The sequence below is a fragment of the Sphingomonas sp. Leaf343 genome, from assembly GCF_001423765.1.
Taxonomy (GTDB): domain Bacteria; phylum Pseudomonadota; class Alphaproteobacteria; order Sphingomonadales; family Sphingomonadaceae; genus Sphingomonas.
On sequence record NZ_LMPG01000011.1, the window covers coordinates 39445 to 58250 of the forward strand.

The window sequence follows — 18806 nt, forward strand, 5'->3', positions numbered from 1 at the left end:
TATTGGCGTTTTACGCGGCTTTAACGCCGTTTCGCGTAGCTCGTACCTGTTAGCCGCGACCGGGACCTGAGTCCCTCCGGCATCACACGGGACGATCCGAATGTTGGACACGGCTACGCCGGCGCCGTTCGCGCCGGACCCTATCGGTGCGTCCGTCGATTGCGGCGTCGCATCCGCCATGACGGCTCCGGCGCGGCTCGCGACGATCGCGCCGGCGGCGCTCGGGCTCGCTGCCTGTGGTAGCGGCGGCAGCACCGACGGGGCTACCGGCAGCGGAACGACGAGCGGCGGAACTGCGGGCGGAAGCACCACCGGCGGCAGCACCGGCGGCGGTGGGACGACCAGCGGCGGCGGGAGCACTGCCGGCGGTTCGACTGGCGGTGGGACGACCAGCGGCGGCGGGAGCACTGCCGGCGGTTCGACTGGCGGTGGGTCGACCGGCGGTGGGTCGACTGACGGCGGCGCGGCGAGCGGCGGCGGAGCGGCGGGCGGCGCCGTCGCCGGCGGCGGCATCATCGGCGGTGGCATAATCACTGGTGGCGGCGGCACCGATGGCGGCGGCGGCACCGGTGGTACGCCTGCGCCCACGCCCGACGAACCGGTTCCCGTCGTCCCCGCCACGATCACGACGGTCCAGGCCAGCCGCTTTCTGGCGCAGGCGACCATGGGCACCACCCGGACGCAGATCGATGCGGTGGTCGCGCGCCGCTACGAGGGCTGGATCGACGACCAGTTCGCGATGCCCCGCGCCATCAGCCACTTCGACTGGCTCATCGCGAACGGGTACGGCGTCGAAGCCAACGTCTTCAACGAGGCCGGGTTCGACGCCACCGTCTGGCGTCAGCTGATCGTCGAACCCGACCAGTTGCGGCAGAGGGTCGGTATGGCGCTGCTCGATCTGCTCGTCGTCGCGATCGACAACCTGCATTTCCGGCAGTTCGCGACGGCGGCCTATATCGACGTCCTGCTCGACAACGCGTTCGGCAACTACCGCGACATACTGGGCGCGATCACGACGAACTCGGCGATGGGGTCGTACCTGACCTTCATGAACAATCGCAAGGCGAACCCCCGGACGGGGGCGCAACCGGACGAGAACTATGCACGGGAGCTGATGCAGCTGTTCGCGCTCGGGCCGTATCAGCTCAACATGGATGGATCGCCCAAGCTTGCCGGCGGGCAGCCGATCGAGACCTATGGTCAGCTCGACGTCACGCAGCTCGCCCGCGTGTTCACCGGTCTGGTGCCCGCCCTCAGCGACGTGAAGAACCCGGAATATCATCGCAAGCCGATGGTGATGAACAGTGCCTATCACGAAACGGGATCATCGACCGTGCTGGGTGTCACCATCGCCGGCAGCGACGGCATGGCGGCGATCAAGCAGGCGATCGACACGATCTTCGCGCATCCGAACGTGCCGCCCTTCATCGGCCGCCAGTTGATCCAGCGGCTGGTCACCTCGAACCCCAGCCCCGGCTATATCGGGCGGGTCGCATCGGTGTTCGCAGATAACGGGTCGGGCGTCCGCGGCGACATGAAGTCCGTCATCAAGGCCATCCTGCTCGATTCGGAAGCCCGGTCGGACGCAGCGCTGTCCAGCGCGACCGCGGGCAAACTGCGCGAACCGGTGATGCGGATGACCGCCTGGGCACGCGCGTGCAACGTCAATTCCCCGTCCAACGCATGGGCGATCGGCGATACCTCCAACCCTGCGATCCGGCTGGGTCAGGCGATGGGACGCAGCCCGACCGTCTTCAATTTCTTCCGGCCCGGCTACACGCCCGCGGGAACGCCGATCGCCGCCGCCGGACTGGTCGCGCCGGAGTTCCAGATCACCAACGAACAGTCGGTCGTCGGCTACGTCAACTATATGTACGGCCTCGTCTCCAACGGCGTGGGCGACGTGCGCGCCGACTATACCGCGCTGCGGTCGATCGCGAGCGACAGCGCCACTCTGGTCGCGGAAATCAACCTCGTGCTCGCCGCCGGACAGCTGACCGAGACGACGCTGACGGCGATTCGCAAGGCCGTCGACAGCATCCCGGCCACCGCGACCAACGCCGAAACCAACCGCGTCGGCATCGCCCTGATGCTGACCCTTGCCTCCCCCGAATTCATGGTGCTGAAATGAGCCGCTTCGATCACGATACGTCGCGTCGCGCCTTCCTGCGTCGCAGCGCAACCCTGGGCATGGCGGGCGTCGCCGCGCCCTTCGTCACCAGCCTCGCCGCGATCGGCGAGGCTGCAGCGGCGACCACCAGCGATTACAAGGCGCTGGTGTGTGTGTTCCTGCACGGCGGCATGGATTATGCCAACACGCTCGTCCCCTATGACGAGCCGAGCCATGCCGCCTACCTTGCGGCACGGTCGAACATCGCACTGACGCGCGATACGCTGGCGGCCAGCGTGCTGTCGCCCAGCGTGTCGCTGGATGGTGGCCGCCAGTATGCCCTTGGCAGGAACATGGGCGGGCTTGGCCAGCTGTTCGCATCGGGCAAGGCCGCGGCGGTGCTCAACGTCGGCACGCTGGTCCAGCCGACCACGCGCGCCCAGTATTTCGCGAACAGCGTCAAGCTGCCGCCGAAGCTGTTCAGCCACAACGACCAGCAAAGCTATTTCCAGGCGTCCAGTCCCGAAGGCGCGACCTCCGGCTGGGGTGGCCGGATGGGCGATCTGTTCCAGTCGGGCAATGGTGCAGCGACACTGACCTGCATCAATACCAGCGGCAACGCGGTCTACCTGACCGGCCAGTCGGCCTTGCAATATACCGTCGGTACCGGCGGACCGATCGCGCTGCTCAACAACGCGACGACGATGTACGGCTCCTCGACCGCGGCGGCGACGTTGCGCAGCCTGATGAGCGGCAACGCATCCGGCATGCTGGCCAGCGAACATGCCAAGATCTCGAAGCGCGCGCTCGACACCTATTCGCAGGTGGCCTCGGCGCTGGCCAGCGCACCGGCCGCCGGCTTCAACCTGTTCCCGACCGGCAACAGCCTCGCCGACCAGTTGAAGATGGTTGCGCGCCTGATCTCCGTGTCGCAGACTCTGGGCGCGCGGCGGCAGGTGTTCTTCGTCAGCCTGGGCGGGTTCGACATGCACGACAATCTGGTCACGCAGTTGCCGACGCAGATGGGCCGCGTATCGGATGCGCTGAAGGCGTTCTACGATACCACCGCCGCTCTCGGGGTGGCCGATCAGGTGACCAGCTTCACCGCCTCCGACTTCGGCCGGACCCTTCAGTCGAATGACGACGGATCGGATCATGGCTGGGGCAGCCATCATTATGTCGTCGGCGGCGCGGTCAAGGGTCAGCGCTTCTACGGCACCCCGCCCCAGGTCGGCCACAACACGCCGGACGATCTCGGGCAGGGCCGGCTGGTGCCGACGATCTCCGTCGATCAATATGCCGCCACGCTGGCAAGCTGGTTCGGCGTGGGAACGAGCGATCTGCGCACCGTGCTGCCGAACATCGGCAACTACAATCCGTCCACCTGGAACCTCGGCTTCGTCTGACCCCCCGCTCCGGCGGGAACAGGATCGTCAGTGGCGGAGGAACACCGCCAGCGACAGCACGTGGTTCATCCGCGTGCGTCCCCCGGTCTGGTTGATCGCCTGATTGAGGTAGCCCGCCTCGATCGTCGAACGCCCCTTCAACGGCACCTCGACACCGGCGAAGGTCCGGAGCTGGTCGAAACCCCCGCGCGCACCCCAGTCGGTGTCGTTCAGCGCCACGAAGGCCTCGATCGATCCGAGCGCGCGGACGCCCTTGCCCGATTCGGCGAAGGCGTATTCGCCGCGGATCATCTCGCGCAGGCGATGGCCGGTATCCCGCCCGTCCGATCGCCAGCGTTGTTCCAGCCGGGTCCGCGACTGGATCTCGCCGCGGCGTGACGGCGGCAGCGTCCATCCGATCTGCTGGAAGCTCCGTTCCTCGTTGCGGTCCTTTCCGCCCTCGATCGGCGACACGACATGGGCATAGCCCTGATAGACCGTGACCTGCGGACTGATCCGCCACCCGATCGCGGGCCGCAGCAGGAGCTGGTCGAGGCGCGACACCCCGTCCCCGCTGCGCGGCTGCACCTCCGCGAAATAGACCAATGGCCCGGATATCCGGCCCATGACGGTGGCGTTGGCCCACAGCTGCTGGTCGTTGGTGGTCTGCCCCGGCGCCGGGGTCGCGACGATCAGCAGCGTCGCGAGGAGAAGAATGGCTCGCATGATGACGCCAATGTCACTTTTGTAGCCGCCTGTCAGCGGCGCTTTCTTCCCGGCGTGGTGAAGCGTATAGGCTGGCCGTTCCCATGACCACCGCCACCCCCCTGCTGCCGCCCGCCGACTGGCGCGATTTCCTGGCATTGACGAAACCCCGGGTGATGACGCTCGTCGTGTTCACCGGCCTGTGCGGCATGCTGGCCGCACCGGTCGGCATCCATCCGGTGATCGGCTTCACCGCGATCCTGTGCATCGCGCTCGGTGCTGGCGCAGCGGGCGCGCTGAACCAGTGGTACGAGGCGGACATCGACGCGGTCATGCGCCGCACGCAGAAGCGGCCCCTGCCCGCCGGCCGCATGGATCGTCAGGCGGCGCTGCATTTCGGCGTCGGACTGTCGGCCTTTTCGGTGATCCTGATGGGACTGGCGGTGAATATCGCCGCCGCCGCGATCCTGACCGTGTCGATCCTGTTCTACGTCCTGATCTATACCGTGTGGCTGAAGCGGCGGACGCCGCAGAACATCGTCATCGGCGGTGCGGCCGGTGCGTTTCCGCCGCTGATCGGCTGGGCCGCGGCGACGGGTCAGGTCGCGCTGCTGCCCGTGCTGCTGTTCATGCTGGTCTTCCTGTGGACGCCGCCGCATTTCTGGGCGCTCGCGCTGTTCGTGAAGACCGATTACGCCAACGCCGGCGTGCCGATGCTGCCCGTCGTGGCGGGCGAGCGCGCGACGCGGGTGCAGATCGGCCTCTACACCATCCCGATGGCGGTTGCGGCGATCGCCCCGTGGCCACTGGGGCTGACCGGCCCCATCTACGGCGTGGCATCGATCGTGCTGACCGGCATCTTCGCGCTGCTGGCGGTGCTGGTCGCGACCCGTCGTCAGGTCGAGGGCGATGCGATGAAGCCGGAAAAGCGGCTGTTCAGCTATTCGATCCTCTATCTCTTTGTGATCTTCGGCGCGCTCGTCGCCGATCGGTGGGTGCTGGCATGACTCCGGAAGAACAAGACCTGATCCGCAAGCGGCAGAAGAGCCGCGCGCTCGTCATGGCGTTGCTGCTCGGCGCGCTGGTACTGCTGACCTTCGCGATCTCGATCGCCAAGATCCAGATGGGCATGGGAGCATCGCATTGAGCGACCTTGCCGCAAAAGGCCGTACCACGCGCACCGCGGTGCTAGCGGTACTGGGCATCTGTTTCATGACCGGCCTCGCCTGGGCCAGCATCCCGCTCTACCGCATGTTCTGCCAGGTCACCGGGCTGAACGGCACGACGCAACGCGGGCAACAAGCCCCCGGCGCGACCGAGCGGATGGTACGCGTCGACTTCGATGCCAATGTCAGCCCGAAGCTGCCGTGGAAGTTCCGTCCGGAGAACACGTCCGACACGGTCGCGGTCGGCGCGCGCGACATGGCGTTCTTCACCGCGACGAACACCTCGAACAAGCCGATTACCGGCACCGCGACGTTCAACGTCACGCCGGCACAGGCGGGCAAGTATTTCACCAAGATCCAGTGCTTCTGCTTCACGCAGCAGACGCTGAAACCGGGTGAGACGGCGCGCATGCCGGTCATCTTCTACGTCGATCCGAAGATGCTCAAGGACCCCGACGCGGCGGACATCGAAACGATCACGCTGTCGTACACGTTTTACCCGGTGGATTCGCAGGCTCCCACCAGCTAGAGCGGACCGGAAAAGCCAACAGGGAAGCGACGATGGCCGGCGCCAAGAACCACGACTACCACATCCTGCCACCCAGCATCATGCCCTTCTACACGTCGATGGCGGCGCTGGTGATGGCGGCGGGCGGCATCATGTACATGCATGACTATGCCGGCGGCGGCTGGATCTTCCTGATCGGCTTCGCGGCGGTGCTGTTCGGCATGTATAGCTGGTGGGCGCAGGTGATCCGCGAGGCGCATGCCGGCGATCATACGCCCGTCGTGCAGCTGCATTTCCGCTATGGCATGATCCTGTTCATCGCCTCCGAGGTAATGTTCTTCGTCGGCTGGTTCTGGGCGTTCTTCGACTTCTCGCTCTTTCCGACCGCGATGAGCATCGTCGACGGACAGGTCGAACGCGCCGCAGAGGGCGCCGCCGCGGTCGCCGCGACGTGGCCGCCCAAGGGCTTGGAAGTCATCAACGCGTTCGAGCTGCCGCTGCTCAATACGCTGATCCTGCTGGCATCGGGCACGACCGTGACCTGGGCGCATCACGCGCTGATCCACAACCAGCGCGGCGGCGAGAAGCGCGGCCTCTGGGGTGCGCTGGGCGTCGGCGACCGTGACGGCGTGCTGAAGGGCCTGTGGCTGACGGTGCTGCTGGGCGCGCTGTTCACGTCGATCCAGGCGTACGAGTACATGCACGCGCCGTTCCCGTTCAAGGGCATCAACTACGGCGCGGCCTTCTTCATGGCGACCGGGTTCCACGGGTTCCACGTGCTGGTCGGCACGATCTTCCTGCTCGTCTGCCTGATCCGCGCGTACAAGGGCGACTTCACGCCGAAGCAGCATTTCGGCTTCGAGGCAGCTGCCTGGTACTGGCACTTCGTCGACGTGGTGTGGCTGTTCCTGTTCGTCACCGTCTATGTCTGGGGTGGCTGGGGCGCACCGGTCCACGGCGGGTGATCCGGTTACGGGCGCAGGCAGCGCGATGAGCGATCCTGCGCCCGGTCTACCCGAATCTGGGTTACCCGGGTCGGGTGATCCTGCTCCGGCTCATCCCGCACCGACGCTGGTGCAGGCTGGCCTGAAGGGTCTCTGCCCCCGCTGTGGCTCCTCCGGCCTCTATGCCGGCCTCCTCCGTTTCGTCGAACGCTGCCCGCGCTGTGGGCTCGATATCGGGTCGTTCAACGTCGGCGACGGTCCGGCTGCCTTCCTGACGCTCATCCTCGGCGCGCTGGTCGTTGGGTTGGCGATCTGGCTGCAACTCGCCGTGAATCCGCCGTGGTGGGTCCACGTCCTGGTCTGGATTCCGTTCATGATCGCGACGACGATCGGATCGCTCCGCATCGCCAAGGCGATGCTGCTGGCGGCCGAGTACCGGAACGCCGCGCAGGAAGGACGGGTCAGGGAATGAGGCGGTTTCCCGTTGTCGCCACCACCGTCGTCGTCCTCGCCATCGCGGCGATGATCGCGCTGGGCCTGTGGCAATTGCTCGACCGCCGGCCACAGAAGCTCGCCTTCCTCCAGCAACTCGCGGGCAACCCGACGAAACCGCCGGTCCCCTTCCCGGCCGTGCCCGACGACTCGCTGCTGTTCCGCCGCACGTCCGCTACCTGCATGCCGCCGGTCACGGTGAAGCTGGCGGGGGCCGGCGCATCGGGCTTCCGCGCCCTCGCCACCTGTGGATCGGGGCTGATCGTGCAGCTCGGCACGATGCGCGATCCCAAGGCGAAGCCCGTCTGGGGCGGGGGGCAGGTCGCGGGCTATATCAGCCACGCGCCCGATGGCCGCTCGCTGATCGGGTCTTTGTTCGATCACCGGCCGCAGGCGATGATGCTGGTCGCGGGCACCCCGCCGGAGGGTCTGCAACCCAACGCAGCGCCCGATCTCGACTCGGTCCCGAACAACCATCTGGCTTACGGTGTGCAGTGGTTCTTCTTCGCCGCGGTCGCCGCGATCATCTATGTACTGGCGATGCGGCGACGGACCCGTTAGTCGGGGCCGCCATGCGTTACGTCAGCACGCGCGGTTCCGCGCCCGTCCTCGATTTCCGCGGCGCGACGCTCGCGGGCCTTGCCAGCGACGGCGGACTGTATGTCCCCGAAGCATGGCCGACCCTGACGGCGGCGGAGATCGCGGACCTCGCCGGCCTGTCCTATGCACAGACCGCCGCCCGCATCATGACGCCGTTCATCGGCGACTCGCTGACGCCGGAAGACCTGCTCGCGCTCTGCGAAACGGCTTACGGACGGTTCAGCCACGCCGCGGTGACGCCGCTGGTGCAGCTCGGCCATGACCAGTGGCTGCTGGAACTGTTCCACGGCCCCACGCTGGCGTTCAAGGACGTCGCGCTCCAGCTGCTCGGCCTGTTGTTCGAGCGGTTCCTGACCGGCACCGACCAACGGCTGACGATCATCGGCGCGACCAGTGGGGACACCGGATCGGCGGCGATCAACGCGGTGGCCGGGCGCGCCGGCATCGATATCTTCATGCTCCACCCGGTCGGCCGCGTGTCCGACGTGCAGCGTCGTCAGATGACGACCGTCCTGTCGCCCAACGTCCACAATATCGCGATTGAGGGTGATTTCGATCAGGCGCAGGCGCTGGTGAAGGCGATGTTCGCCGATCCGGCGCTGTCGGGTCGCTTCACCCTTTCGGCGGTGAATTCGATCAACTGGGCGCGGCTGATGGCGCAGGTCGTCTATTATTTTTACGCCGCCGTCCGGCTTGGCGCGCCGGAGCGGGCGGTCGCCTTCTCCGTCCCGACCGGCAATTTCGGCGACGTGTTCGCGGGCTATGTCGCTGCGCGCATGGGCTTGCCGGTCGCGAAGCTGGTCGTCGCGACCAATGTCAACGACATCCTCCACCGCGCGCTGTCGGCGGGCGATTACTCCAAGGGGACAGTAAAGCAGACCGCCACGCCCTCGATGGACATCCAGGTGTCGTCGAATTTCGAGCGGCTGTTGTTCGATCTGGGCGACCGCGAGGGCGCGGCCCTGACCGCGCAGATGCGCGGCTTCGATACCAGCGGCAGCCTGCGCCTGACCAACGCCCAGCGGGAGGGCGCATCCAAGCTGTTCACCAGCGCGCGCGTCGACGGCGACGACATGGCGCTCGCAATGCGGCGTATGCATGACCGCACGGGCCATGTCATCGATCCGCACACGGCGATCGCGATCGCCGCCGCACAGCGTCTGGACGTCGACGCACCCGTCGTAACGCTGGCCACCGCGCACCCCGCCAAGTTCGGCGACGCGGTCGAGCGGGCTACCGGCGTTCGGCCCGCGCTGCCCGGCCGCGTCGGCGACCTGTTCGAGCGCGAGGAGCGCTGCGTCACCCTGCCCGCGACCCTCGCCGCGATCGGTGGCTATGTCGCGGAGCATGCCACGCCGACGCCCGCATGAAGCTCGACACGCTGATCGGAGAGCCCTGGGCCGATTACGGCCTGATCGATTCGGGTCATGGCAAGAAGCTGGAACGCTATGGCCGCTTCCGCTTCGTCCGGCCGGAACCGCAGGCGATGTGGGCCCCCGCCGGAAACGACTGGCGCGCGGCGGCCGAATTCGTGCCCGGTTCCGACGAGGATGGCGGCGGCCGCTGGACCTTCGCCGAACCCGTCCCGCGCGATGGCTGGAAGCTGCGCTGGGACAATGTGTCCTTCACCGCGCAGACGACGCCGTTCCGGCATCTCGGTTTCTTCCCGGACATGGCCCCGGTGTGGAACTGGATGCGGGAGCGGACCGTCGGACTAAACGCGCCGGAGTGCATGAACCTGTTCGGCTATACCGGGGTCGGCACGCTGGCGATGGCCGCGAACGGCGCGAAGATGGTGCATGTGGATGCGTCGAAGAAGTCGGTCGAGGCGGCGCGCGGCAATGCCACGCTGTCCGGGCTGAACGATGCACCGGTCCGCTGGCTGATCGACGACGCCGCCAAGTTCGTCGCACGCGAGGTGCGCCGCGGGCGGCGTTATGACGGCATCCTGCTCGACCCCCCGAAATACGGCCGTGGGCCGGAGGGCGAGATCTGGCGGCTGGAGGAGGACCTGCCGCGCCTGATCGCCGACTGCCGGCGCCTGCTGGACGAGAATTCGCGGTTTCTGTTCCTCACCGTCTACGCGGTGCGGATGTCGGCTCTCGCGATCGGCGAAATGCTGGCACAAGTATTCAGGGACCTGCCAGGGACGGTGGAGGCGGGCGAACTCGGCGTCCGGGAGGAAGCGCGCGGCCTGATTCTGCCGACCGCGATCTGGGCGCGCTGGAGCCGGTAGTTCGGGATCGTCAGCGGGGTAAGGGCGGGACCATGGCTGGATGCCGCCACGGTGCCGGTGGCGGCGCTGGTCGTATCTGAACGACCTGTTGCGCGATCTGCGACTTGGGGTTCAACGCGGGATGCCCCTGCTTCCGGCGCATTCCTGAACGAGTCAGCATCATAGCCACAGCGACGTAGTCGCTAGCCGGACCGGCCTTCATGAAGAAGCTCCAGAGCCGCCTATCCGCATCGTTGGCGGCGTGCAGCCCTCCCGACCAGCTCAGGAAAGACTTTTGTGGGCTAAGCGCTGGACGCATTACGTTGTCGCAGTCCGTTGCGGTTGACGAAGGCGATGCCGCTCGACACTCGTCTTCCGTCGACCCGGGGCCTGCCGACGCGCCCTCTGCTCACCCGTCAGCCAGTACGGGTCACTCCTCTATGGTTTCCTTACGGAGACTGGATCAGATCGCGCATCAAACGTCGCTGGATTCTGAGTCCGGGTAAAACCGGATCGGAGAAGTGGCCCACCGACCTTTGATTTTGCTGCCGTCGTTCGGGCCGGCCGGGGTGAGGTGAACCTCCGGTCGAGAAGGGCAACCATAGCAGCTTCGGCCCAGACCCAAAAAAGAAAACCCGCCAATCAGTAGCTTAAGACCATGTTCGCGCTATCAACATAGTTTTACCAGTAAAAGCTCTCGACATTGTGCATGTCAGGTATATCAATACCCCGTATCGTATACCGTATTTACGTCACGTCGTCTTCGGTAATCGCTTTGGCAAATTCGCTTCTGCGAAGGTGCGGAGTGGTGATCCCGATAACTGGCAAAGGCGATGGATACTGATCGAACAGTGCAAGGGGGGAAGCTATGCAAACGTCAATAAAGCGGCGACATGGTCGAAACAGTTATCACAGGGCACTTTGGTCCGGATCCGCGTCGCTCATCGTGCTGCTCGGTAGCTTTATACCTGCCAATGCTATGGCACAATGCGTCCTCTCCGAATCTACGCTGACCTGTACGAAGAGCGGAAATCCTTATCCGGACGGGATAACCCTCGAACAGGATGGCGATGGGCAGGTCGTTCTGGAAGATGGCGTGTCTGTGGAGCCAAGCCCGGGGGTGACGGGCGTATCGATAGCTTCCGGCGGAGACACCACATTATCGAGAACAGGCCCCGCCCGCGTGGCAGCGAGCGGTGATGGCGCCGTGTCGGTCGACGTGCGTAGCGGCAGGGACGCCACGATCGGTATCGACGAACTGTTCACCGACGGGGCCGATGCCCCTGCGCTCAGCGTCGTCGCAGGGCGACGCGCCACGATCCAGGTCGGCTCGATCCTGACGGGTGGTGATCGCTCGGCAGGCATGATTGTCGACGCGGCGTCCAGCATCTCCCTGACGGCGGGGGCGATAACTACGTCCGGCAAAGACGCTGCGGGAATCGTGGCAACGAGCCGGGGAGGGGACATCACCATGTCCCTCGGATCGGTTTCCGTCGCCGCGGTCAGCACGGGAGTAAGCGCCACCAGCTATGGCGGCGGGGTCAGCGTTTCGGTGGCCGGAACGACACGGGACGGTGGCCTTGTCGATGGCGGGATCGTCGCGACCAGCGGCATCGCTCTGGACCTGTCGGCTTTATCGTCGACCATCGAAGTCACGGGTCCGGACGCGACGCAGTTGATTACGTTTCCGGTCACCGGCGCCCCCGAGAAAGCCGGGATCGTCATGGTGACCGTCGACCGGGCCGCGACCGTGTCGTCGATCGACGACACGGCCATAGCGATCGTCGCCGAGAAGGCATCGACGCTGACCAGCAACGGTGCCGTCACGCGGGAAGGCTGGTGGGGAAACCGGGTCATTGGGGTCCAGGGTGGGGCGACGACCATCGTCAACAACGGGACCATGACCGGCGTCATCCGCCTCACCGAGAACGGCGATACCTTCACCAACAACGGCACCTTCACGACAGCCGGCTTCAACGCTTTCGACGATAACGAGACATTTGTCGGCGCCACGCCGAACAGGGGCACCGACACCTTCGTCAATACCGGCACCATTCGCGTACAACCTGACGTGGATTTCACACAGTATCCGGTCTTCACGGGCGTGGAGGTGTTCCGGAATTCCGGCCTGATAGACCTGCGTTCAGGCACCGCAGGCGACATCGCGTTCTTCGGGCGGTCGATCGTCGAGGTCGGTCAGGGTCAGGCGCCGATCCTGGGTCGGTATATCGGCAGCGGCAACGCCAGCATCGCCCTCGACCTGCAATTCGAGGACAATGGCGCGTTTGTCGACACGGTCCGATTTGGCCAGCTTCCCGGTGACGTGGGCGCAAACCCGCTCGTGGTGTCCGGAACGACCAAGGTCATCTTGAACCCGCTCGGCAATCGGGCTCCGAAGCTGCTGATCGGTTTGCCAGTGATCTTCGTGCCCAGCGGCAGCACCGGCACGTTCGAACTGGCGCAGCCAATGTCGATGGGCGGCCTGCAATACGCCCTCCTGTACGATCCGCGGCAAACTGCATGGGCCCTGTATGCCGCGCCCGATGCAGCAGTGCTGCGTCAGATCAAGGTCCCTACGAACGTGCAGGCGCTTTCGACCCGCGCCAGCGACGCCGTGTCCGCGCATCTCCGCGAACAGCGTGACCAACGCTGGAGCGAAATGGAGCCACGATCCGGCATGTGGCTTCAGGTCGTTGGCGACAGCACCACGCGCAACGAGAGCTATTCGGCGACGGTCAACCGCATTGCGATGACCGGGGTCGACCTGTCGCAGCGTCAATCGATTATCGGAGTTCAGGCAGGCATCGGTACCGCCGGACCTGACGCCGGTGAAACCGGTATGATCTTCGGCGCCACGGCAGGTTATCTGCAATCCACCGCCCGGTTTCGTGCCACGCGGGATAAACTCAAGATCGATGCCGTCGGCTTGGGCGGGTACGCCAGCCTTCTGGCGGGACCGGTCTTTCTGACCGCGTCCGCCAGCTATGCGCGCCACTCGATCGACGACGCACTGGACGAGGTCGGTACCAACGGGATGGTTCGCGCGGACAGCTATGGAGTTCGCGCAGAGGGAGGCATTCGGTTCGGCAACGACACGTTCTTCGTCGAGCCGAGCGCATCGATTACCTACACTGTCACCTCCGTCGATCGCGTGAACCTGTCTTTCGGCCAGATCGCATTCGACGATCTGATCAGCAACAGGGGAACGGCGGGCGCACGCGCAGGCGGACGCCTGCCGCTGGGAGAACGCGAACTCGTCTTCTATGCGGGTGGTGAAGCCATCCATGAATTTGCGGGCGACGATCAAGCCCGACTGGCCAGCGGCGAACTCGAAGTGACGTTGCCCAGCTACCGACCGGGCAATTACGGCCGCGCAACGCTTGGCATCAACGTGACCTCCGAAACGCGAATGACCGCATTCGCCGAAGGGCACGGTGTTTTCGGCAAGGGATACAGCGGCGGCGGCGGTCGGGTGGGCATCCGCATCGCGCTGTAATCCGAAAGCGGCGCATCAGACCCGCATCCGGGCAGCGGCATCTCGATCAGTATCTGAACACATGGGGGGGCATATGAACCGGGTTCAACTCGCGGCTGGCGTCGCGACTATTGCATTCATGACGGGGATTCCGTCGACGGCGGCTATTGCACAGACTGCCGGCGCCACCAGCGCATCGATGAAGGCTGACAAGGCCACCGCGCGGAAACAGGCCGCGGCCGATCGGCGGAAGGCGCGTCGGCAGAGGCGCGAAGTGCGGGCGTCGCAATCGGCGGCGCGTGCCGCGGCCCGGAACTCGGGCGTTAACGAAACCGGCGAGCCTGCGAACGATATCGTCGTTACCGGTACGCGTATCGCGGGCAATTATGGCAGGACCGGCGCGCCGGTACAGACGGTCGGGCGTAGCGAGCTCCAACGTCGCGGCCTTGCGCATCTGGAAGAAGCATTGAACTCGCTTCCTGCGGTGCAACCCGGTCTGGGCAACCAGACGAGGAATACCAACAACGATCCTGCGTCGTTCGGTCGCAGCCCGATCAATCTCCGCAATCTCGGATCATCTCGCACGTTGGTGCTGGTGAATGGCCAGCGTGCCACGAATGACACCAACAACATTCCTGCCGCAATGCTGGAACGGGTGGAGGTACTGACCGGCGGCGCCTCGGCCGTCTACGGCTCGGATGCGGTCGGCGGCGTCGTCAACTATATCCTCAAACGGAATTACACAGGCATTACCCTGGATGGCGAAGGCTCGTTTTTCCAGCATCGAAACGACAGCACCGAAATGCAATCCCTGATCGCCGCCAACCGCCTGAACCTTCCACCGCGCAACTTTATTGGCGGTCCGCAAGGTTTCGTAAATGGATCGACCGGATTTAACTTCGACGGCAATCGCGGCAACATAACGGCGCATGCCGGATATCGGATCACAACCGACCTCGCCAGCAACAAATTCGATACCACCGCGTGCGCGCTGGCGAACGGGCCGTCGGACAGTGCACTGCCCGGGACATTCAACGATCGCTCGCAGCGCTTCTGCGTCAATCCAGGGACCTACAATCCGTATGGAGTATTTGGCATACTCGCCAAGGACCCGAAACAACCCGGCGGCCCGACCGACGGCGGCAATTTCAGTAATGCGATCGACGGATCCAAGCGCTTTCGCATCGCGACCAACACCGACGACATCCTGACCCAAAGTCAGGACTTCATTTACCGGTCGGACAAACGCTTCGATTGGGGCGTCAATGGCCGCTACATGATAGAGGAGGGTACGCAAACCGAGATCAATGCGACCTACTCGCACTCTCGTTTTGCAACGAGCAGCCGAACCCGCAATTTTGATGCTGCCTATGCGACCGAAGTCGACATCAATTGCGACAATCCTTATCTTAGCAATCAACAGGCGACTTCCCTCTGCGGGACGAAAGCCGGCGATCCCAATACTTCCGGAAAGTTCGGCTTCGTGGCGTATTGGCCAAGCGATGTTGACCGGGTTTATGATTTTACGCTGAAGGAGGGCCGTATGACGGTCCAACTCAAGGGTAAGCTGACGAACGATATTCGATACGAAACCAACATAATACGGACGGATCGGACCGATCACTCGGTATTCAACTCGTTTTTCTCGGCACGCCGTCTGGCCAACGGACTGCGCGCACGTACCATCAACGGTCAGGTCGTTTGCCTGACGCCCGTGCCCGCCGAGGTGACTGACGATGTCGGTTTGAACCAGCGCAATCTGGCCGACGATAAAGCGTGCCAGCCCCTCGATATCTTCAGCACCAACGGGCCGAACGAAGCAGGATTTGATTACCTTACCCAAAATCCCGGGTCGTTTGAGGGTCATACCGTCGAGGCGATCGTCAACGGGACGATCTCCGGGGCTCTCGGTGCTTATGGCATCCGCTCACCACTCGCCAAAAATCCGGTGGGCTTCTCCGTCAATGTCGAAGCTCGACATGCGCAATTTGCGCAGGTTTCAAGCGGGGCGGTGTACGGCTTGCCGATCGACACGGATTTCCGCGAAATCGACGTATCTGGAGAAATCGCCGTCCCGCTCATCCAGGATGTGCCCTTCATCCAATATTTGCAGGCCAGCGGCGCCTATCGCCGGATGGATTTCCGCGGCGCTACCGGCAGCAATTGGCGCGCTGGCGTAGATTATCGCGTATCGGATCAATTCGCGCTTCGCGGCAGTTACAGCACGTCCTATCGCGTCGATCCCTATCAGACGCTGTCCCCCAACATCATCGATACGGGACAAGGGTTTGCACGATTACTCGATCTTTGTTCGCCACCGGGCGGAACAAGACCGGTCGTCCGCCGCCTGACTGCCGCCCAATGCCTCGCGTTCGGCGTATCCGCGCCGCAATATGCGGCCTTGACCAATCGTACGGATTGCAACGAGGCGGGCTTCTGTCCGGGCAACATCCTTTTCGGCGGGAACAGAAATCTCAAGCCTGAGCAAGGCGCCTCTATAACCGTGGGAATGACGATCACCCCAAAGATAATCCCGAACTTTGTCTTCAATGTGGATTATTACCGCAACAAGATTACCCAGTTTATCAGCTATGTTGATCCGTACATCTCCTTTATACAGTGTCAGGCGGGCATCAGCTTTTACTGCACCCGGTATAAGCGGGATGCGACATCCGGCCGGATCGATGCTCCTGGATCGTATGCCGATGGCACGCCAGCCAACTTCGGTTCTCAAATCAATTCGGGGATCGACTTCAACTCCGATTACCGCTTGATAACGAGCGATCTCTTGAAGCATAATCTTGGTGAAATTGCCCTGAACTTCAGCGGCAACCTTCGACTCAAGAATGAGCAACAAAAGGTGCCGGGTACGCCATCGTTCGATTGCACGGGCTATTTCGGCTATGGTGGAAAAGAGAACTGCGGCTCCGCGGCGAACCCGCGGTGGCGTCATACGGTCCGGGTAGTCTGGGCGCTGCCATGGAGCAATTTGGCGCTGAACGCCTTATGGCGCTACACAGGTGCAGTCCGATATGCGGGTTTGCAGTCCAACCCGATCCTGAGCACGCCGCCAACCATAGACGACATCATCATTTCACCGAAAGAAGCTCACCTGCCGTCTTCGAGTTTCTTCGATGTAGGCGCGACATTGAAAGTCAGCAAGTCGGCTAGCATGCGCCTGACCATTAATAACATACTGGATACGTCGCCCTATTTGATGGTTAACAACCATGGCGGGTGGTATAATACGCAGCCTCTGATGTACGATGTATTCGGACGAAGAATCACCATCGGTATCAACGCCAATTTCTGATATAGAGATATTCAGACTATCACGTGGATATGATGGCATGTTTTGATCGCCGGCCAATTTAATGGTGGGCAGGACAGGTTCCCTGACCGATATTGTTGGATAGGGAACCTGTCAGAAGATCCTTTCAAGATTCGGTGCGCGGTGCCGAATATCTTTTCGGGAGGCTGCCCCTGAAACCGGGCTACGCCGGGCCGTCTGTCGCGCTCAACCTCCCGGCCGGCACTCAGTCACGGCTTGCCCGGACCTACTTTGACCATATTAGCGAAGTCAGTCGATCTACCTGATGGCAGAGGCTTGACCCGAAGGCTCTTCGCCGCTCAAATTCGGCCGACCGTGCTGCTGCCGATTCCGTGGGCGCCAGGATAGGGTGTCCTGGGACCGGAGGTTGTGAACGCAACGAATGTGTGCTCACAGCCGAGACGCCCAACCAAAGATGGACGCTGACGTCATCTACGTCTGGACCATTGAAGGATGGCTGCCGGGTTCATCATCGACCTGTTCTCATGCCGCGCCGCCAGCCGGTCAACGTCGTGTCCATCGGACCGGCAGTAGCGCAGGATCACCATCGCCAACGTCATGCCCTCTAGCTCCCGACCCGATGTCAGCGCTACGTTTCGCTATATCCCGGCTTGCTCCACGCCTTCGCATCCGGCTTCGTGACCAACATCCAGCTTTGTGCGGGATACCCCTGCCGACAAACCCGTGCGGATCGGCGGGTAGGTCGGTTCGATGTCGTCGCCACCTCGAACCCCTTGCTTCAAAGTTGCTGCAAGAGCGGCGGGAAAGGCTGGTACCGGGGCTCCGTCTCATGAGCACCAAATGCAAAAAGCCCCGGGATCCAAAAGGATACCGAGGCTTTTTTGAATGGTGGGCGTGGCAAGGATTGAACTTGCGACCCCTGCGATGTCAACGAAGGCGACAGCGCGGATTTCCGCGGTTTTCAAGCCTCCACCGCCTCCGTTGACCTCGCTGAAACCAGCGAAAAACCGTGCGTGATCTCGGCGAACGCCGAAGTCGCGCCGAAGCTCACCACCGACATCTAGGCGCTTCGCACGCCAACGCCATCACGCAAGCGCGCGGCTGAAAACACCGATTCAGCCGGCGCCTTCGTGCGCCCTTCGACTTCCCATCCGGGAGCCGACAAGATGTCGCAAAATTCCACGCCTTCCGCCGCGCAGACCGCGCGCGAGGCACGTCAGCTGACCAATGCCTTCACCGCCAAGCTCACTCAGAAGAGCCGTGGCCCTGACCCCCATGTTCGCCGCGACAGCTACGACGTCGACGACGATCGCGCGAAGGTCTGGCGCAAGATCGAGGACGGATCGAGGCATGCGGGGCTCGCATGGGCCGACGCGCTGATCCAGACGGCCGAAGAGTTCGACGTCGTGCACAAGAAGCATGGCGCGCGCGGGCCGCTCCAGGCGAACGGAATACGCGTGCTTCGGTCAATCGTCCGCAGGGCTCTCGACTTCGCGACCGGTCGATCCGAGCCAGAGCTGCTGACGATCATGAAATGGACTGGGCTATCCAAAAACGCGGTAGTCGGAGCGCTTGCGCGGCTACGCGAGCACGGCTTCCTCGACTGGGTGCGGCGGACCATCCGCGTCGGAGAGAAGGGGCAGCCCGGGCCACAACGCAAGCAGACGTCGAATGCTTATTGGTTCGGCTTCGGCCGCATGCAGAACAAGCACAGGGGCGTGTGGCAGCGCTTCCGGCAGCTGCTGGCGAAGAAGCTCGCGAATAAGCCTCCTAGCGGCGCCACCCCTCCCAAACTCCTGACAGCCGGCTCCACGCCCATCCGTGTGGCTTCTGGCGAGCTCGGCGCTGTGCTCGCGTCCCTCGGCGCCAAGATCGAGAGCGCGAGTTCATGAAGCGCTCTGTATCCCTCCTAAG

At 63.8% G+C, this 18806-nt stretch carries 14 protein-coding genes; 13 read left to right on the plus strand and 1 reads right to left on the minus strand.

Annotated features, from left to right (window positions below):
* The first annotated feature begins 100 nt into the window (after nt 1-100).
* Complete coding sequence (locus ASG07_RS07720; protein WP_236694594.1) at nt 101-2131, plus strand: DUF1800 domain-containing protein; 2031 nt, start codon at nt 101-103, stop codon at nt 2129-2131.
* Complete coding sequence (locus ASG07_RS07725; RefSeq protein ID WP_055844106.1) at nt 2128-3516, plus strand: DUF1501 domain-containing protein; 1389 nt, start codon at nt 2128-2130, stop codon at nt 3514-3516. The genes ASG07_RS07720 and ASG07_RS07725 overlap by 4 nt, the downstream gene beginning before the upstream one ends.
* A gap of 27 nt (nt 3517-3543) precedes the next feature.
* Here the strand turns inward: ASG07_RS07725 and ASG07_RS07730 are convergent, their stop codons facing one another.
* Nucleotides 3544-4221: a DUF2490 domain-containing protein gene (locus ASG07_RS07730; protein WP_055844108.1), complete on the minus strand. Its 678-nt coding sequence runs from the start codon at nt 4219-4221 to the stop codon at nt 3544-3546.
* A gap of 83 nt (nt 4222-4304) precedes the next feature.
* Between ASG07_RS07730 and ASG07_RS07735 the strand changes: the two genes are divergently transcribed.
* From ASG07_RS07735 to ASG07_RS07780, 11 genes are all read left to right on the plus strand, one after another.
* Nucleotides 4305-5207 (plus strand): heme o synthase, encoded by a 903-nt coding sequence (locus tag ASG07_RS07735; protein ID WP_055844110.1) that lies wholly within the window; start codon nt 4305-4307, stop codon nt 5205-5207.
* Nucleotides 5204-5347 carry a hypothetical protein gene (locus ASG07_RS17475; protein WP_168377321.1) on the plus strand — a complete coding sequence of 48 codons (144 nt, stop codon included), beginning with the start codon at nt 5204-5206 and terminating at the stop codon, nt 5345-5347. Before ASG07_RS07735 ends, ASG07_RS17475 begins: the two co-directional genes overlap by 4 nt.
* Nucleotides 5344-5895, plus strand: coding sequence for a cytochrome c oxidase assembly protein (locus ASG07_RS07740; RefSeq protein WP_201780979.1), 552 nt, complete (start codon nt 5344-5346; stop codon nt 5893-5895). Before ASG07_RS17475 ends, ASG07_RS07740 begins: the two co-directional genes overlap by 4 nt.
* Nucleotides 5896-5927: 32 nt before the next feature.
* Nucleotides 5928-6839: a cytochrome c oxidase subunit 3 gene (locus ASG07_RS07745; protein ID WP_055844114.1), complete on the plus strand. Its 912-nt coding sequence runs from the start codon at nt 5928-5930 to the stop codon at nt 6837-6839.
* A 109-nt stretch (nt 6840-6948) separates the two neighbouring features.
* On the plus strand, nt 6949-7290 hold the full coding sequence (locus tag ASG07_RS07750) for a DUF983 domain-containing protein (protein WP_236694595.1): 342 nt from the start codon (nt 6949-6951) through the stop codon (nt 7288-7290).
* Nucleotides 7287-7871, plus strand: a complete 585-nt coding sequence (locus ASG07_RS07755) for an SURF1 family protein (RefSeq protein WP_055844116.1) — start codon at nt 7287-7289, stop codon at nt 7869-7871. The genes ASG07_RS07750 and ASG07_RS07755 overlap by 4 nt, the downstream gene beginning before the upstream one ends.
* An 11-nt stretch (nt 7872-7882) precedes the next feature.
* The gene (thrC, locus tag ASG07_RS07760; protein ID WP_055844118.1) at nt 7883-9280 is read left to right on the plus strand and encodes a threonine synthase; all 1398 of its coding nucleotides are present in this window, start codon (nt 7883-7885) and stop codon (nt 9278-9280) included.
* Nucleotides 9277-10146 (plus strand): class I SAM-dependent methyltransferase, encoded by an 870-nt coding sequence (locus ASG07_RS07765; RefSeq protein WP_055844121.1) that lies wholly within the window; start codon nt 9277-9279, stop codon nt 10144-10146. Before thrC ends, ASG07_RS07765 begins: the two co-directional genes overlap by 4 nt.
* Nucleotides 10147-11332: 1186 nt before the next feature.
* A complete protein-coding gene (locus tag ASG07_RS07770) occupies nt 11333-13621 on the plus strand; it encodes an autotransporter outer membrane beta-barrel domain-containing protein (RefSeq protein WP_168377322.1) in 2289 nt (762 codons plus the stop codon).
* A gap of 73 nt (nt 13622-13694) precedes the next feature.
* Nucleotides 13695-16913: a TonB-dependent receptor domain-containing protein gene (locus ASG07_RS07775; protein ID WP_055844126.1), complete on the plus strand. Its 3219-nt coding sequence runs from the start codon at nt 13695-13697 to the stop codon at nt 16911-16913.
* 1145 nt (nt 16914-18058) lie between these two features.
* Nucleotides 18059-18784, plus strand: coding sequence for a hypothetical protein (locus ASG07_RS07780; protein WP_055844128.1), 726 nt, complete (start codon nt 18059-18061; stop codon nt 18782-18784).
* Nucleotides 18785-18806: the final 22 nt, after the last annotated feature.

Coding starts and splice junctions, on each gene's coding strand:
- ASG07_RS07780 (WP_055844128.1), top strand. CDS start 18,059: ATGTCGCAAAATTCCACGCCTTCCGCCGCGCAGACCGCGCGCGAGGCA.
- ASG07_RS07745 (WP_055844114.1), top strand. CDS start 5,928: ATGGCCGGCGCCAAGAACCACGACTACCACATCCTGCCACCCAGCATC.
- ASG07_RS07775 (WP_055844126.1), top strand. CDS start 13,695: ATGAACCGGGTTCAACTCGCGGCTGGCGTCGCGACTATTGCATTCATG.
- ASG07_RS07720 (WP_236694594.1), top strand. CDS start 101: ATGTTGGACACGGCTACGCCGGCGCCGTTCGCGCCGGACCCTATCGGT.
- ASG07_RS07725 (WP_055844106.1), top strand. CDS start 2,128: ATGAGCCGCTTCGATCACGATACGTCGCGTCGCGCCTTCCTGCGTCGC.
- ASG07_RS17475 (WP_168377321.1), top strand. CDS start 5,204: ATGACTCCGGAAGAACAAGACCTGATCCGCAAGCGGCAGAAGAGCCGC.
- ASG07_RS07755 (WP_055844116.1), top strand. CDS start 7,287: ATGAGGCGGTTTCCCGTTGTCGCCACCACCGTCGTCGTCCTCGCCATC.
- ASG07_RS07765 (WP_055844121.1), top strand. CDS start 9,277: ATGAAGCTCGACACGCTGATCGGAGAGCCCTGGGCCGATTACGGCCTG.
- thrC (WP_055844118.1), top strand. CDS start 7,883: ATGCGTTACGTCAGCACGCGCGGTTCCGCGCCCGTCCTCGATTTCCGC.
- ASG07_RS07730 (WP_055844108.1), bottom strand. CDS start 4,221: ATGCGAGCCATTCTTCTCCTCGCGACGCTGCTGATCGTCGCGACCCCG.
- ASG07_RS07735 (WP_055844110.1), top strand. CDS start 4,305: ATGACCACCGCCACCCCCCTGCTGCCGCCCGCCGACTGGCGCGATTTC.